General features: G+C 75.8%; 19 protein-coding genes. 11 read left to right on the top strand and 8 right to left on the bottom strand.

What is annotated here, in order from left to right:
- Positions 1 to 61: 61 nt before the first annotated feature.
- Positions 62 to 943, top strand: a complete 882-nt coding sequence (locus SK069_RS07035; protein ID WP_319953486.1) for a calcium-binding protein — start codon at positions 62 to 64, stop codon at positions 941 to 943.
- Between the two features lie 115 nt (positions 944 to 1,058).
- Here the strand turns inward: SK069_RS07035 and sufD are convergent, their stop codons facing one another.
- The 6 genes from sufD to SK069_RS07005 all read right to left on the bottom strand — a co-directional run bounded on the left by sufD (position 1,059) and on the right by SK069_RS07005 (position 6,556).
- A complete protein-coding gene (sufD, locus tag SK069_RS07030; RefSeq protein ID WP_319953485.1) occupies positions 1,059 to 2,327 on the bottom strand; it encodes a Fe-S cluster assembly protein SufD in 1,269 nt (422 codons plus the stop codon).
- On the bottom strand, positions 2,324 to 3,775 hold the full coding sequence (sufB, locus tag SK069_RS07025; protein ID WP_319953484.1) for a Fe-S cluster assembly protein SufB: 1,452 nt from the start codon (positions 3,773 to 3,775) through the stop codon (positions 2,324 to 2,326). Before sufB ends, sufD begins: the two co-directional genes overlap by 4 nt.
- Positions 3,776 to 3,778: 3 nt before the next feature.
- Positions 3,779 to 4,093 (bottom strand): Rieske (2Fe-2S) protein, encoded by a 315-nt coding sequence (locus SK069_RS07020; protein ID WP_319953483.1) that lies wholly within the window; start codon positions 4,091 to 4,093, stop codon positions 3,779 to 3,781.
- Between the two features lie 281 nt (positions 4,094 to 4,374).
- A complete protein-coding gene (locus tag SK069_RS07015) occupies positions 4,375 to 4,899 on the bottom strand; it encodes a cysteine dioxygenase (RefSeq protein WP_319953482.1) in 525 nt (174 codons plus the stop codon).
- The gene (locus SK069_RS07010; RefSeq protein WP_319953481.1) at positions 4,896 to 5,891 is read right to left on the bottom strand and encodes an amidohydrolase family protein; all 996 of its coding nucleotides are present in this window, start codon (positions 5,889 to 5,891) and stop codon (positions 4,896 to 4,898) included. The genes SK069_RS07015 and SK069_RS07010 overlap by 4 nt, the downstream gene beginning before the upstream one ends.
- Before the next feature lie 38 nt (positions 5,892 to 5,929).
- Positions 5,930 to 6,556 carry a TetR/AcrR family transcriptional regulator gene (locus SK069_RS07005; RefSeq protein ID WP_319953480.1) on the bottom strand — a complete coding sequence of 209 codons (627 nt, stop codon included), beginning with the start codon at positions 6,554 to 6,556 and terminating at the stop codon, positions 5,930 to 5,932.
- A 132-nt stretch (positions 6,557 to 6,688) separates the two neighbouring features.
- Here SK069_RS07005 and SK069_RS07000 point away from each other — a divergent pair, with 132 nt between their 5' ends.
- Together SK069_RS07000 and SK069_RS06995 are read left to right on the top strand one after the other, a co-directional pair.
- Positions 6,689 to 8,140, top strand: coding sequence for an MFS transporter (locus tag SK069_RS07000; RefSeq protein WP_319953479.1), 1,452 nt, complete (start codon positions 6,689 to 6,691; stop codon positions 8,138 to 8,140).
- A gap of 58 nt (positions 8,141 to 8,198) precedes the next feature.
- Complete coding sequence (locus tag SK069_RS06995; protein ID WP_319953478.1) at positions 8,199 to 8,780, top strand: TetR/AcrR family transcriptional regulator; 582 nt, start codon at positions 8,199 to 8,201, stop codon at positions 8,778 to 8,780.
- 70 nt (positions 8,781 to 8,850) lie between these two features.
- Here the strand turns inward: SK069_RS06995 and SK069_RS06990 are convergent, their stop codons facing one another.
- Entirely contained in the window at positions 8,851 to 9,585 is a 735-nt protein-coding gene (locus tag SK069_RS06990) for an iron dependent repressor, metal binding and dimerization domain protein (protein WP_319953477.1), read from the bottom strand.
- Between the two features lie 117 nt (positions 9,586 to 9,702).
- Between SK069_RS06990 and SK069_RS06985 the strand changes: the two genes are divergently transcribed.
- From SK069_RS06985 to SK069_RS06950, 8 genes are all read left to right on the top strand, one after another.
- Positions 9,703 to 10,527 carry a HugZ family pyridoxamine 5'-phosphate oxidase gene (locus SK069_RS06985; protein WP_319953476.1) on the top strand — a complete coding sequence of 275 codons (825 nt, stop codon included), beginning with the start codon at positions 9,703 to 9,705 and terminating at the stop codon, positions 10,525 to 10,527.
- 124 nt (positions 10,528 to 10,651) lie between these two features.
- Positions 10,652 to 12,124: a prenyltransferase/squalene oxidase repeat-containing protein gene (locus SK069_RS06980; protein WP_319953475.1), complete on the top strand. Its 1,473-nt coding sequence runs from the start codon at positions 10,652 to 10,654 to the stop codon at positions 12,122 to 12,124.
- Between the two features lie 73 nt (positions 12,125 to 12,197).
- On the top strand, positions 12,198 to 13,154 hold the full coding sequence (locus SK069_RS06975; protein ID WP_319953474.1) for an ABC transporter substrate-binding protein: 957 nt from the start codon (positions 12,198 to 12,200) through the stop codon (positions 13,152 to 13,154).
- Positions 13,155 to 13,158: 4 nt separating this feature from the next.
- On the top strand, positions 13,159 to 14,154 hold the full coding sequence (locus tag SK069_RS06970) for a FecCD family ABC transporter permease (protein ID WP_319953473.1): 996 nt from the start codon (positions 13,159 to 13,161) through the stop codon (positions 14,152 to 14,154).
- A complete protein-coding gene (locus SK069_RS06965) occupies positions 14,151 to 15,008 on the top strand; it encodes an ABC transporter ATP-binding protein (RefSeq protein WP_319953472.1) in 858 nt (285 codons plus the stop codon). The genes SK069_RS06970 and SK069_RS06965 overlap by 4 nt, the downstream gene beginning before the upstream one ends.
- Positions 15,005 to 16,183, top strand: coding sequence for an HtaA domain-containing protein (locus SK069_RS06960; RefSeq protein WP_319953471.1), 1,179 nt, complete (start codon positions 15,005 to 15,007; stop codon positions 16,181 to 16,183). Before SK069_RS06965 ends, SK069_RS06960 begins: the two co-directional genes overlap by 4 nt.
- An 8-nt stretch (positions 16,184 to 16,191) precedes the next feature.
- The gene (locus SK069_RS06955; protein WP_319953470.1) at positions 16,192 to 17,322 is read left to right on the top strand and encodes an HtaA domain-containing protein; all 1,131 of its coding nucleotides are present in this window, start codon (positions 16,192 to 16,194) and stop codon (positions 17,320 to 17,322) included.
- 205 nt (positions 17,323 to 17,527) lie between these two features.
- Positions 17,528 to 18,874, top strand: coding sequence for a hypothetical protein (locus SK069_RS06950; protein ID WP_319953469.1), 1,347 nt, complete (start codon positions 17,528 to 17,530; stop codon positions 18,872 to 18,874).
- An 88-nt stretch (positions 18,875 to 18,962) separates the two neighbouring features.
- Here SK069_RS06950 and SK069_RS06945 read toward each other — a convergent pair whose 3' ends face one another.
- A complete protein-coding gene (locus SK069_RS06945) occupies positions 18,963 to 19,415 on the bottom strand; it encodes an iron-sulfur cluster assembly scaffold protein (protein ID WP_319953468.1) in 453 nt (150 codons plus the stop codon).
- Between the last annotated feature and the right edge of the window lie 82 nt (positions 19,416 to 19,497).

The following is a 19,497-nucleotide window of genomic DNA, read 5'->3' as shown; positions in this document are numbered from 1 at the left end:
CTCTCGACGCAGCCGACACCGTATGCGGCGGCGCTTCCGAACCCCCGACTCAGGAGCACCCATGCCCGTCCCCACCCGCTTCCGTCGGCCGCGCCTCGTCGCGGCGCTCGCCATCACCGCCGCCGCGGCCGTGCCGGCGACCGCGATGGCCGCCACGATCGACGGCTCGCCCCGCGGCGAGCGCCTCGTCGGCACGAACGCCGTCGACACGATCAAGGGCAACGGCGGCAACGACCGGATCTTCCTCCGCGGCGGCGACGACCGCGGCGAGGGCGGGTCCGGCAAGGACCGGATCTTCGGCGCCTCCGGCAAGGACTGGATCCACGGCGGCCCCGGCAACGACTGGCTCAACGGCGGCAGCGGCGACGACACGGTGATCGGCGACGGCAACGGCGTCGGCGACCGCAGGTCCCGCGATCGGATCTACGGCGCCTCCGGCAACGACGAGCTCTACGGCGGCGACGCCGCCGACCGCGTCTTCGGCGGCTCGGGCAACGACGAGGTCCACGGCCAGAACGGCCACGATCGGCTCGCGGGCGGCACCGGCGACGACGTCGTCGAGGGCGGCGCGGGCAACGACGTCCTGTTCGCCAACCGCGGCGTCGACACGCTGCGCGGCGGCGACGGCGACGACACGCTCTGGGCGCTCGCGCGCAAGGACGTCGCCCCCGCCGTGAACGGCGTGCCGGACCAGGTCGGCGACACGCTGGACGGCGGCGCCGGCGACGACACCTTCCGCACCCGCGACGGCGAGGTCGACCGGATCACCTGCGGCGACGGCCGCGACCGCGCGCTGCTGGATCCCGTCGACGTCATCACCGACGCGACGGCCGAGAACCCCAACGGCTCCTGCGAGGTCGTCGTGCGGGCCGCGCCGAAGGCGTCGGAGTCCAAGGGCGAGGACGCCCAGGAGGCGCCCGCGTCGGAGGACGTCGCGAGCTGAGCCCCCTCCCCGGCCGGCCTCGGGCCGCCGCGGAGACGACGAAGGCCCGGACGCGCGTCCGGGCCTTCGTGCTGCCGGACCGCCGGCGGCGGCCGCCGCCGGCGTCGGGGTCGGCTCAGTCGAGGACGGCCTCGAGGCGGCGCTGGAGGACCTCGCCCAGGGCCTCCCGGACCGGGCCCTCCTCGAACCGCGTGACGAGCTCGGCGAGGAAGCCCTCGATCACGAGCCGCTTCGCCCGTCCGACGGGCAGGCCGCGCGAGCGCAGGTAGAAGAGCTGCTCCGGGTCGATCTGGGCGATCGCCGCGGCGTGCGTGCACCGCACGTCGTTGGCGGCGATCTCCAGGCCGGGGATCGCGTCGGCGTGCGCCTTGCGCGTGAGCAGCAGGTTGCGCGACTCCTGGAACGCGTCGGTCTGCTGGGCGCCCTCGTCGACCTTGATCATCCCGCGCCAGACGGCGTGGGACTTGTCGGCCAGGATCCCGCGGAAGGCGAGGTCCGAGGTCGTGTTCTCCGCCGCGTGCGTCTGCAGCGTGTCGAAGTCGAGGTGCTGCTTGCCGTGCGTGGCGTAGCCGCCGGTGACGCGCCCGTGCGCGCCCGGGCCGTCCAGCGAGGTCTCCTGGAAGACCTTGCCCTTCGCCGAGCCGAGCCCGAGGGTGATCCAGTCGATCCAGCCGTCGCGGTCGATCGTCGCGCGCTGCGCGCCGAAGATCCACGTCCGCTCGGAGAGGTCCTGCACGTCGACGAACCGCAGCCGGGCGTTCGCCCCGACGTGCAGCTCCACGACGCCGTTGACGAGCGCGTCGAGCGTCGGGTCGGCGGAGACCGCCTGCGACCAGACCTCGGCCTGGGCGCCCTCCTCCAGCACGATGAGCGTGCGCGGCGCGGCGGTCGTGCCGGCCTGCGACTGCACGAGCGTCAGGAGGACCGGCGCGTCGAGGTGGACGTTGCGCGGGACGTAGACGAAGAACCCGCCCGTCCAGTCGCGGTCGTTGCGCGCGGTGAACGGCGTGCGCTGCGTCTCGATCCGGCCGAGGTACGGCTCGACGAGGTCGGCGTGGCGCTCGGCGGCGACCGCCAGCGGCAGGACGATCGGGCCTTCGGTATCGACGCTGTCGGCCGCCTCGACGATCGTCCCGTCGACCTGCGTCAGGCGCTTCGTGCCCTCGGGCAGGTGGTCGAAGACGCGGGGCGCGCCCTCGGCCACGCCGCTGGCGTCGGCGTCGCCGCCGGCGAGCGGGTAGGCGTCGAGGTCGAGCTCCGGGATCTCCGTGAACTCCCAGCCCGCGGTGCCGCGGAAGGTCGGCAGCTCGAGCGTCTCCAGCTCGGTGCGGGCGGCGTCGCGGCGCTCGGCCAGCCAGGTGGGGTCGGTGGCCAGCGCGGTCATCCGATGGAGCCCTCCATCTGCAGCTCGATGAGCCGGTTCATCTCGACGGCGTACTCCATCGGGAGCTCCTTGACGATCGGCTCGATGAAGCCGTTCACGATGAGCTTCGCGGCCTCGTCCTCCGGGATCCCGTGGGACTGGAGGTAGAAGAGCTGCTCCTCGCCGACCTTCGTCACCGAGGCCTCGTGGCCGATGTCGACCTGGTCCTCGTCGATCCGGATCGTCGGCCAGGTGTCGGTCTTCGACCGCTCGTCGAGCAGCAGCGCGTCGCAGACGACCTTCGACTTCGCGCCGACGGCGCCCTTGCCGACGTCCAGCAGGCCGCGGTAGCTCGAGCGCCCGCCGTCCTTGGAGATCGACTTGGCGAAGATGTTCGACGTCGTGTTCGGCGCCGCGTGGACGATCTTCGCGCCGGCGTCCTGGTGCTGGCCGTTGCCCGCGAAGGCGATCGAGAGCACCTCGCCGTGGGCGCGCTCGCCCATGAGGTAGACGGCCGGGTACTTCATCGTGAGCTTCGAGCCGAGGTTGCAGTCGACCCACTCGACGGTGGCGTCCTGCTGGGCCACGGCCCGCTTCGTCACGAGGTTGAAGACGTTCTGCGACCAGTTCTGGACGGTCGTGTAGCGGATCCGGGCGCCGGGCTTGGCGATCAGCTCGACGACGGCGGAGTGCAGGGACGAGCTGGAGTACGTCGGGGCGGTGCAGCCCTCGACGTAGTGCACGTAGGAGCCCTCGTCGGCGATGATGAGCGTCCGCTCGAACTGGCCCATGTTCTCCGTGTTGATGCGGAAGTAGGCCTGCAGCGGCATCTCGACGTGGACGCCCGGCGGGACGTACACGAACGAGCCGCCCGACCACACGGCGCTGTTCAGCGCGGCGAGCTTGTTGTCGTTCGCCGGGATGACCGTCGCGAAGTACTCGCGCACGAGGTCCTCGTGCTCGCGCAGGCCGGTGTCCATGTCCATGAACACGACGCCCTGCTTCTCGAGCTCCTCGTTCACCTGGTGGTAGACGACCTCGGACTCGTACTGCGCGCCGACGCCGGCGAGGAACTTCCGCTCCGCCTCGGGGATGCCGAGCCGGTCGAAGGTGTTCTTCACGTCCTCGGGGACCTCGTCCCACGAGCGCGACGCCTTCTCCGACGCGCGGACGAAGTAGTGGATGTCGTCGTAGTCGACCTCGGCGAGCATCGGGCTGCCCCAGGTCGGCTGCGGACGCGACTCGAAGTGCTCGAGCGCCTTGAGCCGGAACTCCCGCATCCACTGCGGCTCGTCCTTGAACTCGGAGATCTTCTCGACGATCTCGCGGTTGATGCCCTTCGGCGCCTTGTAGAGGTAGTTCTCGGCGTCGCGGAAGCCGTACTTCTCGGTGTAGTCCGAGTTCAGGTCGGCGAGCGACGCCTCCTCCTCGTTCAGGAGGCTGGCGGAGGTCTCCGGGGGCGTGGTCATGGGTCAGTCCACCTCGAGCTTGATGGTGTCGCCGTCGAGCACGACGGGGAAGGTGTCGACCGGCTCGTAGGCCGGAAGGGTGAGCGGGCGACCGGACCGCAGGTCGAAGCGCGCGCCGTGACGCGGGCACTCGATCTGGCAGGCGGCGACGTCGAGCTCGCCGTCGGCGAGGTCCCCGTCGTCGTGGCTGCAGCGGTCCTCCATGGCGAGGATCTCCCCGTCGCAGTTCACGACGAGGATCTCGACGTCGTCGTGCTCCAGGGTCCGTCGCGCCCCGGTGGGGAGCTCGGACAGCGGGCAGACGTCGATCAGCGGCACGGCAGGTCTTCGGAGGGTCACCGACGGCACCGGGACCGAGCGCGCACCCTGCGCGCCGGAAGTCCGATGCCTTCGGAAGGAATTGTATCGCGCCGCCCCTCCGGGCTCGCGCCCCATATTTGAGGAACTTCAAATAGGGACGCCTAAGTCGTCCCGGCGGACGCGCCCGCCCGACCGGCGCCGCACCGCTCCGGACGCGACGCGATCGACGCGTCGCCGCCCGCCGGGGACGGCGTCCCGATCGACCGGGCGCGTCGGCCGAGGCGGGATCCGGGCCCGGGTCAGTCCTCGCGCACCGGCGCGAGGTCGGCCTCGCCCGAGCGCGGGTGGCGCAGCAGCCGGCCGTCGTCGGCGACCTCGTAGGCGCCCATCCGGTCCAGCGGGGGCGAGTACGCGTGGACGGTCACGGCCGGCGCGCCGCCCGGGTGGTGGACGCGATGGATCTCCGCCGGGTCGATCGTCGTCGATCCGCCGTCGGCCAGCCGCCGCGCGATCGGCCCGCCGAACGCCGTGAGCCGCTCGTCCACGACCGCGCCCTCGGCGATGGCGACGCCCGCCCCGGAGTGCTCGTGGTCGTGGAACCCGGTGTCGTGGCCCGGGCCCCAGCAGATGAGCCACACCGTGACGTCGGCGTCGTCGTGGAGCAGCTCGTACGTCCGCCGCTCGGGGTCGTGGCGCACGAGATCGCCCCAGCGCTCGGGGCGCGCCGCGATCGCGCGGGCGAGGCGCTCGAGCTCGACCGGGTCGAGGACGCCGGCGCGCGGCAGGAGGTCCGCGATCCAGGACGCGGCGACGGGCGCGCTCACGCCGCCTCCGCCACCAGCTCGAGGGCCGGCGCGACGGGAGCGCCGGCGGCGACGGACTCGCCGAGCAGTCGCGCGGCCGCGACCGTCGTGAGGCGCGCCGGGTCCAGGCCGGCGACCGCGGGCGGATGCTGCTCGCCGGGCGCGACGACCGGCCGGTCGCTGCCGAACCCGAGGCGGTCGGCCCCGACCGCCTGCGCGGCCGCGGCGAGCGCCCGTGGACCGAACGACGAGGTCTCGTAGACGAGCCGCTCGTCGCGCGCGCGATCGACGGGACCGCCGCGCGCCGCGAGGCGCTCGAGCAGCAGCGGCGCGCCGCCGGCGAGCGCCGCGAAGGCGACCCGCAGGTCGGGGTGCTCGTCCAGGCCGCGCTCCAGCCACGTCGCCCAGGCGGCGAGGAGCTGCGCGGGGTAGTCCACGAGGGCCGGACGCCAGGCCGCGGTCGCCGCGGCGGCGTCGGCCGCGGGCGGCGCCGGATGCACGAGCAGGGGCCGGCCGGCGCGCGCGAGCGCCTCGAGCACCGGACCGACCCGGTCCAGCGCCGCCGCGTCGGCGAGCGCCGGGGCCGGCAGCGCGAGGCCGACCGCGCCCTCGGCGAGCTGCCGCTCGAGGTCCCGCGGGTCGGGGTCGGCGGCGGGCACCGCCGCCCAGGCGGCGAACGACGAGCCGTGCGGCGTGGCGAACCCCCGCACCGCGGAGGACCACGTCGCCAGCAGGGCGCGCGACTCGTCGACGTCGGGCAGGGCGTCGAGCCCGATCGCGAGCGGCGGCACGAGCAGGGCGCGGTCCAGCCCGGCGGCGAACAGCGCGCCGCTGCGCCGGTGGAGGTCGATCTGCCGCTCGTCGAGCGGGTGGTCCGGCTCGCCCTGCAGCTCGAGGACCCAGGTGCTGTCGCCCTCCTGCCGCGCGCGCGGCCCCGGACCACAGCGCTCCGCGAGGGCGTCGAGGAGCTCGACGGGCCAGGCGTGCTGATGGAGGTCGGTCCGGGCGGTCACGCCTCCCAATATAGGGAAATCCAGTCTGGTTTTCAGGTTTACGCCGGATCGCCCGTGTGCGACGGGCGCTCGGGCGTCCCGGACCAGTCGCCCAGGAGGTGCGCCAGCGCCGCCTCGACGACCTCCGCGCCCGCAGGGCGGTGCGCGAGGCGGTCGAGCAGCAGCCCGTCGACCATCGCCGCCATCGCGCGGCCGTCCCGCTGCGGGTGCCGCGACCCGGCGGCGACGACGATCGGCTCGCAGAGCCGCCAGAAGACGAGCGCCGCGTCGGTCATCCGCTCGGCCAGGCGCGGATCGCGGACGGCCGCGAGCTCGAGCTCGAGCCGCGCCACGTGCTGCTCGCGCCCGTCGTCCATCCACCCCATGAGCGCCCGCGCGAACGAGCCCACGTCGATCGCCGGGCCGCGGCGCGCCGCCGCCAGGGCGACGTCGTGCGCGAGGTCCCGGACGCGCCGCTCGCAGTCGGCGGCGAGGCGGTCGACCATCGCCTCCACGAGCCCGTCGCGGGACGCGAACCAGTACGTCACCGAGCCGTGGGGCACGCCGGCGGCGGACTCCACCGCCCGGTGCGTGACGGCCTGCAGCCCGCCGGCCGCCAGCAGTCGCAGCGCCTCGTCGAGGAGGCGATCGCGGCGGTCGGTCGCGGGCTCGGTCGTGCGTGCCACCCCGCCATCATGGCACGCCGTCTTGACATGCGGAGCAGATTCTTCTACAACCGGAGAAGTTCTCCGACTGGAGAACGTCCTACGCCGATCGGCGCGGCGCCGTCCGGCCCCGTCCCACCGAGGTCCCGTCCCATGTCCCGCACCTCCTCCGTCCCCATCCGGCCCGTCGCGATCCTCGCCCTGGCGTGCGTCGCGCAGCTCATGCTCATCGTCGACGACACGATCGTGAACGTCGCCCTCCCGACGATCGGCGAGGAGCTCGGGTTCTCCGAGTCCTCGCTGTCCTGGGTCGTCAACGCGTACTTCCTGACCTTCGGCGGCTTCCTGCTGATCGGCGGACGGGTCGCGGACCGGGTCGGTCCCCGCCGCGTCTTCCTGCTCGCGCTCGCCGCCTTCGCCCTCGCCTCCGCCGCCTGCGGCCTGGCGACCGACGACGTGATGCTCGTCGTCTCGCGCGCGATCCAGGGCATCGCGGCCGCGATGCTCTCCCCCGCCGCCCTGGCGCTCATCCTCGGCAGCCACGCCGAGGGCCCGGCGCGCGCCCGCGCGCTCGCCGTCTGGACGAGCCTCCTGGGCATCGGGGCGGCCACGGGGCTGCTCGCCGGCGGCGCGCTGACGGAGCTCCTCGACTGGCGCTGGATCTTCTTCATCAACCTGCCGGTCGCCGCCGTCGCGCTGCTGCTCGTGCCGCGGATGGTCCCGGCCGACGACCTGCGGTCCGCCCGGACCTCCCCGAACGTCGCCGGCGCGACGCTCGGGACGCTGGCGCTGCTCGTCCTCGTGTTCACCGTGGTGGAGACCGAGCACGCCGGCTGGACGTCGGCACGGACGCTCGCCGGCTTCGGCGTGGCCGCGCTCCTGGCGGCGCTCTTCGCCGCCGGCGAGCGGCGCTCGGCGTCCCCGCTGCTGCCGCCCGCGCTCCTGCGCCGCCGGCGGCCGATGATCGCCAACGGCGCCGTCTTCCTCGGGGCCGCCGGCCTCATGGCGATGTTCTTCTTCCAGACGCTCTACCTGCAGCGGGTGCTCGGCTGGGGCGCGCTGGAGACCGGTGCGGCGTTCCTGCCGTTCAGCATCGCCATGGGCACCGTGTCGGCGCTCATGGGCAAGGTCGTCGGGCGCGTGGACATCCGCGTGCTCGTCGGCGCCGGGATGGGCGCGGCCGCCTCCGGGCTCCTGTGGATGAGCTCGCTCACGCCGACGAGCGACTACGTCACCCACGTCGCGCCGTCCCTCGCGCTCACGGCGGCAGGCCTCGGGGCGGCGTTCATGCCGCTCATGGAGCTCGCGACCGGCGGGGCGGAGGACCGCGACGGGGGACTCGCCTCCGCCCTGCTGACCACCGGCCAGCAGATCGGCGGCGCGATCGGGATCGCGGCGATGGTGACGATCGCGACCGCCACGACGCGCGACGAGCTCGCCGCCGGGACGGCCCCGCCCCAGGCGCTCACCGACGGCTTCACGCACGCGTTCCAGCTCCAGGCGGGCGTCCTGGCCGCCGCCGGCGTGCTGGCCGTCCTGCTGCTCGGTCGGGCGACGGCGCGGCGGGCGACCGCCGACGTGGCCGACGTCCCGTCCCCGGCGTGAGGCCGACCGCCGCGTCCCGGTCCGGCGATCGGGACGCGGCGGTCGTAGGATCGGCCCGATGCCGCGGATCGAAGCCGACACGGTCGCCGAGCACCGCGCCCGCCAGCACGAGGCGCTGCTCGAGGCGGCCGAGGCGGTGCTCGTGGAGCGCGGCCACGAGGGGCTGACGTTCGCGGCGCTCGGCGAGCGGACCGGCCTCGCGCGCAACTCCGTCTACCGCTACTTCTCCTCGCGCGAGGACATCGTCGCCCAGGTCCTCGAGCGCCCCCTGCCCGGCTGGCTCGAGCGCCTGCGGGACGCGATGGCGCGCGCCGACGACCTCGACGGCCGCGTCGCGGCCTTCGTCGGCGCGCAGCTCGCGCTCGTCTCCGGGGTGCGGCCGGAGCTCGCGGGCGCGCTGGCGCAGTCCTCGTTCAGCCCCGAGCTGCGCTCCCGGATCTCGGCGATGACGTTCCAGCCGGCCGCGCTGCTGGAGGAGGCGCTCGTCGCCGCGGGCCATCCGCACGCGGCCGTCACCGCGCAGCTCGTCCAGGGGATCGTCAACGCGGCGATCCGCGTGCTGCACCAGTCCGGGAGGCCGCTCGACGACGTCACGGCGATCGCCGTGGCGACGGCGCAGCGCGCCGTCGAGGCGCGCTGACCCTGCTCGAGCCGGGACGCGGTCGCGACCCAGGGGGCGGGCCCAGACGGAGCGCGTCGGCGGGGCGCGGTCAGCGGGCGTCGACGGCGCGGAGCCAGACGCCCCCGGCGAGCGCCTCCGGCAGCGGCCGCCGCGCCTCGCCGTCCCCGAGCAGCCACGCCGGACGGCCCCCGAGGCCGGCGACGACGCGCAGCGACCGGCCGGGCACGCATCCGGCGTCGTGGAGCTCCGCCACGAGCGACCGCGGATGGCGCGACAGCCGGGCGACGACGCCGGCCGTGCCGATCGGCGCGTCGAGGGCGCGCACGAGCGACGGGGCCTCCGCGCGGTCGCGCTCGAGGTCGATCGGCCAGCCGCTCGGGTCGCGGTCGGGGGCGCCGATCCGCGCGAGCATCCGCTCCGCGGTGCGCGCGCCGATCGAGACCCCGAGCGGCACGCCGTCGACGTAGGCGTCGGCGACGGGGAAGGCGAGCTCGTCGACGAGGAACCGCACGACGATCCGCTGGCGCCGCACGACCTCGTCCGCTCGCGCGAGGCCCCCGTCGGTCAGCGCCCAGCGGCGACGCAGGGCCCGCTCGACGAGCCCGTCCCGCTCGAGCCGCAGCAGCACCTCGCGGGCGGAGACCGGCGCGACGCCGAGGACCTCCGCGAGCCGCGCGTTCTCGAACGGCCGGCCGAGCGGGCCGCAGGGCCGGCCGAGCGGGAACGCGAGCGCATGGATCGCGGCGACGTACCGGTCGGTCGCGGTGATGCCGGAGCGACGTGGCGCGACCCCGACGGGACGCAGCGACCGAGCGGAGCCCATGGGCCGATGATAGCGACAGCCGTCGACAAGTCGACCCCGCGACGAGGCCGAGCGGCCCGTCGAGTTAGGGTGACCAGCGCAGATTAGGCAGTCCTAAGGGTTGCTACGCTGCGCGTCATGCCCGCCGCCGACACGCAGAGCGACCACCAGGCGCCGGCCGCCGTCCTGGCCACGCCGGATCCGACCGCCCCCGTCCGCACGCCGCAGGACCGCCCTTCAGCCGCCGAGGAGGCCCGGACCATCGTCGCCGCGACGAAGACCGGCACGCTCGCCTCCCTCAGCGAGGACGGCACCCCGTGGGCGTCGATGGTCGCCTTCGCGACGCTCGCGGACGGGCGCCCGGTGCTCATGGTCTCGACGCTCGCCGAGCACGGCCGCAACCTCGAGCGCGAGCAGCGGGCGAGCCTCTCGGTCGTCACCGCCGGGGAGGAGGGCGCCGACCCGCTCGACAACGGCCGCGTGACGCTCGCCGGCGTCGCGGAGCGCGTCGAGGGCGCGGAGGCCGAGGCGGCGCGGGCGGCGTACGTCGCCGCGGTCCCGCCGGCCGCGCTCTTCTCGACCTTCGGCGACTTCTCGACCTGGGTCCTGCGGGTCGACCGCGTGCGCTGGGTCGGCGGCTACGGCCGGATGGACTCCGTGACCACCGAGCAGTACCTCGCCGCCGAGCCGGACCCCGTCCTGCCCCGCGCCGCCGGGGCGGTGCGCCACCTCAACGATGACCACGCCGACGCCCTGCTGGCGATGGCGCGGGCCCTCGGCGGCCATCCCGACGCGACGAGCGCACGCTGCGTCCGCGCCGACCGCTACGGCCTCGACCTGCGCGCGGACACGCCCGCCGGGCGCGCGAGCGTCCGCGTCGGCTTCGCGGCGCCCCTCGACGACGCGCAGGGCCTCCGGGCGGCGACCGTGGCCCTGGCGCGCCAGGCGCGCGCGGCCGACTGACCGGCGGATCGGGATCCTGCGCCGACCGCCGATCGGAGCGCCGTCCGGCGAGCGCCGTGGGCCGTCGCGCGGCGACGGGCGGGCGGCGAGCCGCCGCGAGACCCTGTGGTACGTTGGCCGACCCGTGGTTCGGTCACCCAAACTCCGCGTGTCGGCGGTGGCCGCGCTCGCGGTCGCGGCGACCGGGCTCAGCGTGGGTCCGCTCGTCGGCGGGACCGCCCTCGGCCCCGCGCCGGCCGCCGCGGCCCAGGAGCTCGGGCCGCTGGACCGCGCGGTGCGCCGCCTGCAGGCCGCGCAGCGCGCCGACGGCGGGTTCGCCCCCACGGTCCGCGACCGCCGCTCGGACCCGTCCGTCACCGTGCTCGCGGCCCTGGCGCTCGCGTCGGTCGGCGTCCATCCGGCCGACCAGCCCGCGAAGGGCACGACGCTGCTGGCCTACCTCGACCGCCACGCCGACGCGCTGACCCGCACGGAGGACCTCGCGCGGCTCGTGCTCGTCCTGCGCGCCGCCGGCGAGGCCGATCGCCCCTCCGGGTCCGCCGCGCTCGCGACCCTCGTCGCCCGCCAGCGCACCGACGGCAGCTTCCCCGCCGGATCGGCCGGCGGCGCGCGCACCGCGCCGACCGCCCTCGCGGCGATCGCGCTCGCCGGCGGCGACGAGGCGCAGCGCGCGACCGCGGCCCGCGCGGTCGCGTGGCTGCGCACCGCCTACCGCCGCACCGGTTCCGGCCTCGGGTGGGGCACGACGGCGGGCAGCACGCCGCGCCCGGACGTCACCGGCCTCGTGCTGCAGGCGCTGCAGGCCGGACCGGACCCCGAGTTCGAGCTCTCCGGCGGCGCGCAGGCCTACCTCGTCGACGCGCTGACCACGAGCGGGGGCTACGCGGGTGCGCGCGCCGGGCGGCCGACCCCCCAGGCGACCGCGACGGTGCTGCAGGGGCTGCGCGCCGTGGGCTTCGACCCGCGGCAGTTCTCCAGCCAGGACAGCTCGCCGATCCGCTACCTGCGACGGCAGCAGGACGACGAGGGCGGGTTCGGCGACACGGCGGCGACCGCGGCCGTCCTCCCGGGCCTCAACGGGGTCGCCTTCCCCGTGCGCGCCGTCCCGCGCGGGAGCCGCCGGGCGAGCGCGGAGGCGTCCGAGCCCGAGCGCGCCGGCGCGGCGGCGGGCGGCGGGGGCGGCGGGGGCGCGGAGGCGCAGTCCCAGGCACAGGCGTCGGGGAACAGCGATCGCGACGCTCCCGGCCGAGCCGGCGGCTCGGGCTCGGGCCCGGGCGGGTCGTCGCCCGCACCCGGCACGAGCGCACCGGGCGCCGCCGCCGTCCCGCCGGGGACCACGACGTCGGCGACGCCGCCGACGACGACCACCACGACCACCGGCCCGACGCCGCCGGCCGGCGCCGCCGACGAGGTCTCGGGGCAGGTCGTCGGAGCAGGGGCCGCGCCCCAGACCGCCGGCGTGGCGGCCGGTGGTGCCGGCGGCGAGGGTGACGGCGACGGCCCGACCATCGCGCTCGGGGGGCTGCTCGTCGTCGCGGCGCTCGGCGGAGCGGTCCTCGAGGGCCGCGGTCCGCGCCGCCGGGACCGCGTGACCTGAGCCCGGGAGCGTCCGGCGGGACGGGCCTGGAGGCCGGAGTGTTCGGGTTGCCGAAGTTGGTACGATCGCCCGCATGCTCGACGCCTCCCACGGTCGTCCGAACCGCGCGCCGTCAGCCGGCCGCCGCTCGCGCCGGAGCCTGCTGGCCACCGCCACGGCGGTCGCGCTGGCGACCGCGGCGGGCGGCGTCCTGGCCCCGGCCGCCGGGGCCGCGAAGCCCCCGAAGCGGGTCGTGGCGCTGACGCCGTTCACCGCGAACGTCACGTCCCGCCTCGGCGTTCGTCCGATCGCCGTCGGCCAGCAGATCGACAGCAGCAAGCTGACGTTCGACTCGCGCCTGCGCGGGGTCCGTCGGATCGCCCTCTCGCATCCGGACGGGCCGAACCTCGAGCAGCTCATCCGGCTGCGCCCGGACTACGTGCTCTCCTCGCCGAACTGGCGGTCGGGCACGCCGAAGATCAGGCGGCAGCGGATCACGATCTCCGACTCGCTGGAGCCCGTCCGGCTCGCGACCGTCCCGATCGGCATCCGCAAGATCGGCAAGGTCCTCGGTCGCGAGAAGCAGGCCCGCCGGCTCGCCGATCGCTCGGTCGCCGGCCTGCGGGCCGCCCGCAAGGGGATCACCGTCCGCCCGCGCGTGCTCCTCGTGCTCGGCATCGGCCGCAACACGATGGCGTTCCTGCCCAACAGCTGGGGCGGGGACATCGTCTCGGCGGCCGGCGGATCGATGCTCACGAGCGGCCTCAAGCCGTCCTTCGGTGCCGGCCTCCCCGGCAGCTTCGCGCCGCTGAGCGACGAGGAGGTCCTCGTCCGCGACCCCGAGGTCATCATCGTGGTGCCGCACGGCAACGCGAAGGACATCCCCGCGACGGTCGAGTACTTCAAGAGCAAGCCCGGCTGGTCGTCGACGACCGCCGCGCGCACGAACCGGATCCGGATCGTCGACCCGCAGCGCCTGCTCGAGGCCTCCGACGACCCCGGCAAGATCGTCCGCTGGGTGCGCAAGGACCTCCTGGGCAACTGGAAGTAGCGCGGTGACCCTGCGCCAGGCCGGGGTGCTCGGCACCTCGGCCGTCGTGCTGGTCATCGCCGCGCTCGCGTCGATCGCGGTCGGCTCCACGAGCATCCCGCTCCGCGACGTCGTCGACGCCCTGCCGCTCGTCGGCGGCGGCGACGTCTCGCCCGCGATCGACCAGATCATCACCGACCTGCGGATCCCCCGCACGGTCACCGCGATCCTCGTCGGCGCGGCGCTCGGCGTGGCCGGAGCGCTGCTGCAGGGGGCGCTGTCCAACCCGCTCGCCTCGCCGGACGTCATCGGCGTGACGGCCGGCTCGGGGTTCGGGGCGATGATCATCCTCCTCGCCTCGCCGGGCGCCGTCGCGCTCGTGCCGCTGAGCGCCCTCGTCTTCGGCCTCGTCGCCACGTCGCTCGTCTTCCTCGTCGCGTGGGCGGGCGCCGGCGGCGGCAGCATCGCCCGCCTGATCCTCGCCGGCATCGCGATCAACGCGATCTTCACGGCCCTGACGACGGCGCTCATGACGGCCTTCCCGGAGCGCGTCTCGTCCGCGATCTTCTTCATCGCGGGCTACCTGAGCAACGACGGGTGGGGCGTCCTCACGGGGGTCTGGCCGTACCTCGTCGTCGGCTTCCTCGCCGCGGCGTTCCTCATCCGGCCGCTCGACCGGCTCGCCCTGGGCGACGACGTCGCGCAGTCCCTCGGGCAGCGCCCGCGGGTCGTGCGGCTCGTCGCCGCCGGGACCGCGGCGCTGCTCGCCGCGTCGGCCGCGGCCCTCGCGGGGCTGCTGGGCTTCCTCGGCCTCGTCGTCCCCCACGCCGTGCGCCTCGCGGGCGGCACCGCGAGCCACCGCTTCGTCGTGCCGACCTCCGCGGTCGCCGGCGCCGCGCTGCTGCTCGTCGCCGACACGGTCTCCCGCAAGGTCGCCGCGCCGTACGACTTCCCGGTCGGCCCGTTCATGGTCGTGCTCGGGGTGCCCCTGTTCCTCTGGCTCCTGCGGAGGGCGGTGTGACGGTCCTGCTCGAGGCCGAGGGCGTCGCGGTGCGCCTCGGCGGGCGCGAGATCGTCCACCACGGCGACCTCGCGCTGCGCGCGGGCGAGCTCCTGGCGATCGTCGGTCCCAACGGCGCCGGCAAGTCGACGCTCGTGCGCGCCGCCGGGGGGATGCTGCGTCCGTCGGCGGGCACCGTCCGCTGGGGCGGCGAGGACCTGCGCGGCCTCGGACCACGGCGCCTCGCCCGCCTGCGCGCGTTCGTGCCCCAGCGCCCCCACGTGCCCGCGGGCGTCACCGTCCGGGACGCCGTGACGATCGGGCGCTCGGCCCAGCTGCGTCCGCTGCAGCGCCCGACGGCCGCCGATCGCGCCGCCGTCGATGAGGCGCTCGAGCGCGCGCAGGCCGCCGTCTTCGCCGACCGGGAGCTCACGACGCTCTCGGGCGGCGAGCTCCAGCGCGTGCAGCTCGCGGTCGGGCTCGCCCAGGGCGCGCCGACGCTCATCGCCGACGAGCCGACGTCGGCGCTGGACCTCGGCGCGACCGCGACGATGGCGCGCCTGCTGCGCGGTCTCGCCGACGACGGCCTCGGCGTCCTGCTCGTCGTCCACGACCTCGCCCTGGCGTCGGCGATCGCCGACGCCGTGGTGGTCGTCGAGGCCGGACGGACGGTCGCCACCGGACGTCCCGACGCGGTGCTCACCGCCGACCGGCTGGCGCGCACCTGGCAGGTCGACGCCGCGCTCACCGCCGACCCCGGCGGCCGGACCGCCCTGCACGTCGACTGGCTCGGCGACCGCGCGCCGAGCCCGGACCCCGACGCCGCCGCCCCCGGCGGCCCCCCGCCCCCCAACGGAGAAGGAGCCCGACCATGACGGTCGTCCGCCGCCTCGTCACCCCCGCCGCGGCGCTGCTCGTCAGCGCCGCCGCCGCCGGTCCCGCCACCGCCGCAGCGCCGTCCACCGTCACGGCCGGCACGACCGCCGTGCGACCGGCCGGCACGAGCTTCCGCGCCCTGGACCGGGCCGGGGTGCGCGTGCTGCCGCTCGGGGACGCCGTCCGCCGCGGCCCCCGGATCGAGCTCGCCGCGACCGGCGGCCGCGTCGGCGCCGTCGCGGCGGTCGAGCACCACGCCAGCGACGGCCTCGCGCTCGTGCGCGGCGCCCGCACCGTCCGCCTCAGCGACCTGCAGCTGCGCATCGGCCGCGGCAGCGCGCGCGTCACCGGCCGGATCGACGGCGGTGCCCGCCACGCGGTGCTGCGGATCGCGCGCCGCGCCTTCACCGTCGCGCCCGGCGGGCGGGCCGCGACGACGCGCCCGTCGACCTGGACGCTCACCGGACGCGCGGCCGCCGCCCTGCGCCGGCGACTGGCCGTCCCCGATCTGCGCGCCGGCGGCTTCGCGGTCGCCTCGGTCGGGTTGCACCTCGTGCCGCCGGGGACCGGCGCCCCGACCGTCCCGACGCCGATCCCCGTCCCGGCGCCCGCGCCGCCCGCGCCCGACCGGCCCGCGGGCACCGTGCTCGGCGGCGCCGCCGACTGGGGCCTGCGCGCGTCGTTCCGCAGCTACATCGAGCACGGCATCGCGCACGGGCGGATCGAGACCTCCGGCGGGGCGACCCGCAACCCCGACGGCACGATCCGCTTCGGCACCGCCTCCGGGACCGTCGACCCGGCGTCGGGGGCGGTCGACGTCCGCTTCGGCGGCACGGTCTACGCCGAGGGCCACGGCGCCGGCGAGGCGGCCGCCCTGCGGCTCTGGATCACGAACCCCCGGATCGTGGCCGCCTCCGGGGCCACGGAGGGCGAGATCCGCGGCGACGTGCGCAGCAAGAGCCTCGATACGAACGAGGTCGTCGCCTATCCTGACGTCGCGTTCGCGCGCCTGGACCTCACCCGCGGGCAGCGCACGAGCGCCGGCGGCGTCGTCACCTGGACCGGCGTCCCGGCCACGCTGACCGAGCCCGGCGTCCCGGCGTTCGCCGGCTTCTACCCCGCGGGCTCGGAGCTCGATCCGGTGAGCTTCTCCATCACGACCACGACCCCGTGAGCCTTCCGATGACCGTTCGCCTCCCCGCCGTCCTCACCGGCCTCGCCGCCGCGCTGGCCCTCCCGGGCGGCGCGCTCGCCGCCGACGCCACGCCGACCACGAAGGTCACCGGCGGCACGACCACCGCGACGCTCTCCGGCGTCGCCGCGCGCCAGCTCGCCGCCGCCGGCGTCCGCGTGTCGCCGGCCGGCAAGGTCACGCGCCGCAGCGGCGGGTTCCGGCTGCGCATCGCCGGCGGCTCCCTGAGCACGACGAGCAAGATCGACCATGCCCGCCGCGACGGCCTGACCTTCCGGCGCGGCGCGCGTCGGGTGACGATCTCCGACATCACGCTGCGCCTGAGCGACAAGCCGACGCTCCGCGCCCGGATCGGCGGCGGCCCCGCGCTCATCGTGGCCCGGGCGAAGCGCGGCCGGCTCGCGCTGAGCGCCGACGGCTCGACCGGCCGCCGGTCGCGGATCACGTGGGTCCTCGCCCCGACCGCCGCCGGCAAGCTCCGCAGCGCGCTGGGCGTCCGGAAGCTCGCCGCCGGCGGCATCCTGCGGACGGCGGTGTCGGCCACGGCGACGCCGAGCGGCACCCCCGCCCCGCAGGACCCCACGGCCCCGGCGGCCGACGCCGTCGTCCAGACGGGCACCGCCGACTGGGGCGTGCGCGCGTCGTTCCGCCGGTACATCACGGGCCCGATCGCCGGGGGCACCGTCGGATCCGCCGACGGCGCCATCCGCACGCAGGACGGCGGCTTCCGCTTCATCGGCGGCAGCGGCTCGATCAACCGCGGGACCTGGGCGACCGACGTCCGCTTCAAGGGCACCGCCGTGTTCGACGGCCATCAGGGCGACCTGCAGGTCCGGATCAGCAATCCGCGGGTCGTCATCGCCGCCGGCGCGAAGCGCGGCGTGCTCCACGTCGACGCCACGAGCAAGGACCGCGAGAGCGGGCAGGTGAAGACGTACGTCGACCTGATCGTCGCCGACCTCGACCTCGCGAAGGCGACGCGGAAGCTCGACGGGACGAACGTCACGTGGAGCGGCATCACGGCGAAGCTCACCGAGTCCGGCGTCCCGGCGTTCGGCGGCTTCTACAACCCCGGCGCCGAGCTCGACCCGATCAGCTTCACGGTCGTCGCGGCCACCTGAGCGGCGCTGCTCGCCGGTCGCCCGCGACCGGGCGAGCACCCGCCGGCTCGGGAGCTCCGAGCCGCTCCTCCGTCCCGACCCGCCTGGTCTTCGGGTACCCGAAGACCAGGGCCCCTGCGCAGCGGTCTTCCTGATAGGTTCGCCTAACCTTTAGGCGACCCTACATCGACGTGCGACGTCGCGTCGAACGAGGAGGAATCACCGCATGTCACTCTCGATCCGCTCCCGGCGGTCTGCGACGCTCGCCGCGCTCGGAGCGCTGATCCTCGCGCTCGCGCTGCTCGGCGGACGCACCGCCGCCGCGTCCGCCGCCGGCCCGACGCTCACGTGGCTGGGCAACGAGGAGATCCAGTCCCAGCCGCCGTTCGGCGGCAGCAACTACCTCTCGGCCGGCGCGTCCGACGGCACCGAGGCGACCTACAAGGCGATCGACGGCGACGTCCGCGTCGTCCAGCTCGTCGGCGGCGCCGAGCAGACCCCGACGTGGGCCACGCGCACCGCGCACATCGCCGGGACGAACGAGCAGCGCGGGCTGTTCGACGACGGCGCCGTCACCCAGGGCGGCGGCAGCACCGTCGTGCAGTGGACCGGCGAGCTGTCGGTGAACTTCTACGGCGGGCTGGTGCCGTTCACCATCAAGGACCCGAAGCTCACCGTCGCCGCGGACGGCACCGGCACGCTCGAGGCGATCCTCTACGGCTGGGCGGCCAGCATGGAGGACCCGACCGTGAAGGAGCCCCTGCCGGAGGTCCCCGGCGTCCAGGTCGCGACCTTCCGGAACGTCACGTTCGACGCCGCCGGCTTCACCGTCGAGCCGGACTACGCGGGCGTCGAGGTGGAGACCGGCACGTCGACCCCGCAGAACCGCACGAACCCCGGGTGGGGGGCGTGGCCGCAGTCCTTCGTGGACTTCCAGCTCGACTCCGGCCTGAGCTCGTACTGGTACACGTCGGGCGGCGCCGCCGACGCGAAGAAGCCGCCGCTGCCGTTCACGGTCGGCCCCACCACGACGCAGCCCGGCGGTCCCGGCACCCCGGATCCCGGGACGCCCGACCCGGGGACGCCGAACCCCGGCACCCCCGACCCGGGCACGACCGGCCCGGTGACGCCCACCCCGGGCACCCCCGACCCCGGTACGCCGAACCCCGGCACGCCCGACCCGGGCACGGCGCCGACGGGGACGAGCACGCCCGCGACGACGATGCCGTCCGTCGCCCTGCCGAAGCAGCGCACGCGGACCCTCGACGCGCGGCGCCGCTTGGCGGTCGCGACCGTCACCTGCGCGAAGGGCGGGCCTGCCTGCCGGATCGTCGCGCCGAAGTCCGTCAAGGTGACGATCGGTGGCAAGCGCTACACCGCGCGGGTCGTCGCCTCGCGCTCCGTGCGGGCCGGGAAGCAGGCCGCCGTTCGCCTGCAGCTGACGAAGGCCGCCGCGAACCGGCTCAAGGGCCGGACCCTCAAGGCGAGCGTGAAGCTCCGCATCACCGCCGGCAAGGCGACCGTCAGCCGGACCGTCAAGGTCACCGGCAAGGCGAAGGCGAAGACGCGCTGAGCGACCGACGACGGACCGCGGAGCGCGGTCCGTCGTCCCGCGCCACGGCGCACCGCGCGGACCGTCCGAGCGGACGGCCCGTCCTCGTTCAGAAGCCGGCGGCGGAGCCCGTGCCGCCGGCGGGGGGCGCCGCCTCCGGCACGTCGTCGTCCCAGTCCACCGCGCCGCCGAGCGCGGCCGAGCGCACGACCTTCAGCGACAGCAGCGCGCACTTGATGCGCGTCGCCGAGATGTCGATGCCCAGCAGGTCCAGGACGAAGTCGCGGTCGAGGCGGACGAGGTCGTCGACGCTCTTGCCGGCGAGCTCCTCGGAGACCATCGACGCCGCCGACTGGCTGATGGCGCAGCCGTGGCCGTCGAAGCGCACGGCCGCCACGCGGCGCTCGTCGTCGAGCTCGATCGTCACGCGCAGCTGATCGCCGCAGGACGGGTTCTTGTCCTCGAACTCCAGGTCGACCCGCTCGAGCGGCTCGAGCGGCGGGGACCAGTTCCGCGGACGCTTGTAGTGGTCGAGGATGTTCTCGCGGTACAGCTCGTCCATCCCCTCCATCGTCGCAGGTGCGTCGCTCCGGCCCCGGCCCGCGGCGCTCGCACGACCGCCACCACCGCGCCTCGTGGGCCGG

The sequence above is a fragment of the Patulibacter brassicae genome (assembly GCF_033949425.1).
In the GTDB taxonomy this organism is placed as follows: Bacteria; Actinomycetota; Thermoleophilia; order Solirubrobacterales; family Solirubrobacteraceae; genus Patulibacter; species Patulibacter brassicae.
Note: the sequence above shows the minus strand (reverse complement) of the source record. Positions and strands in the feature narration are given on the sequence as shown.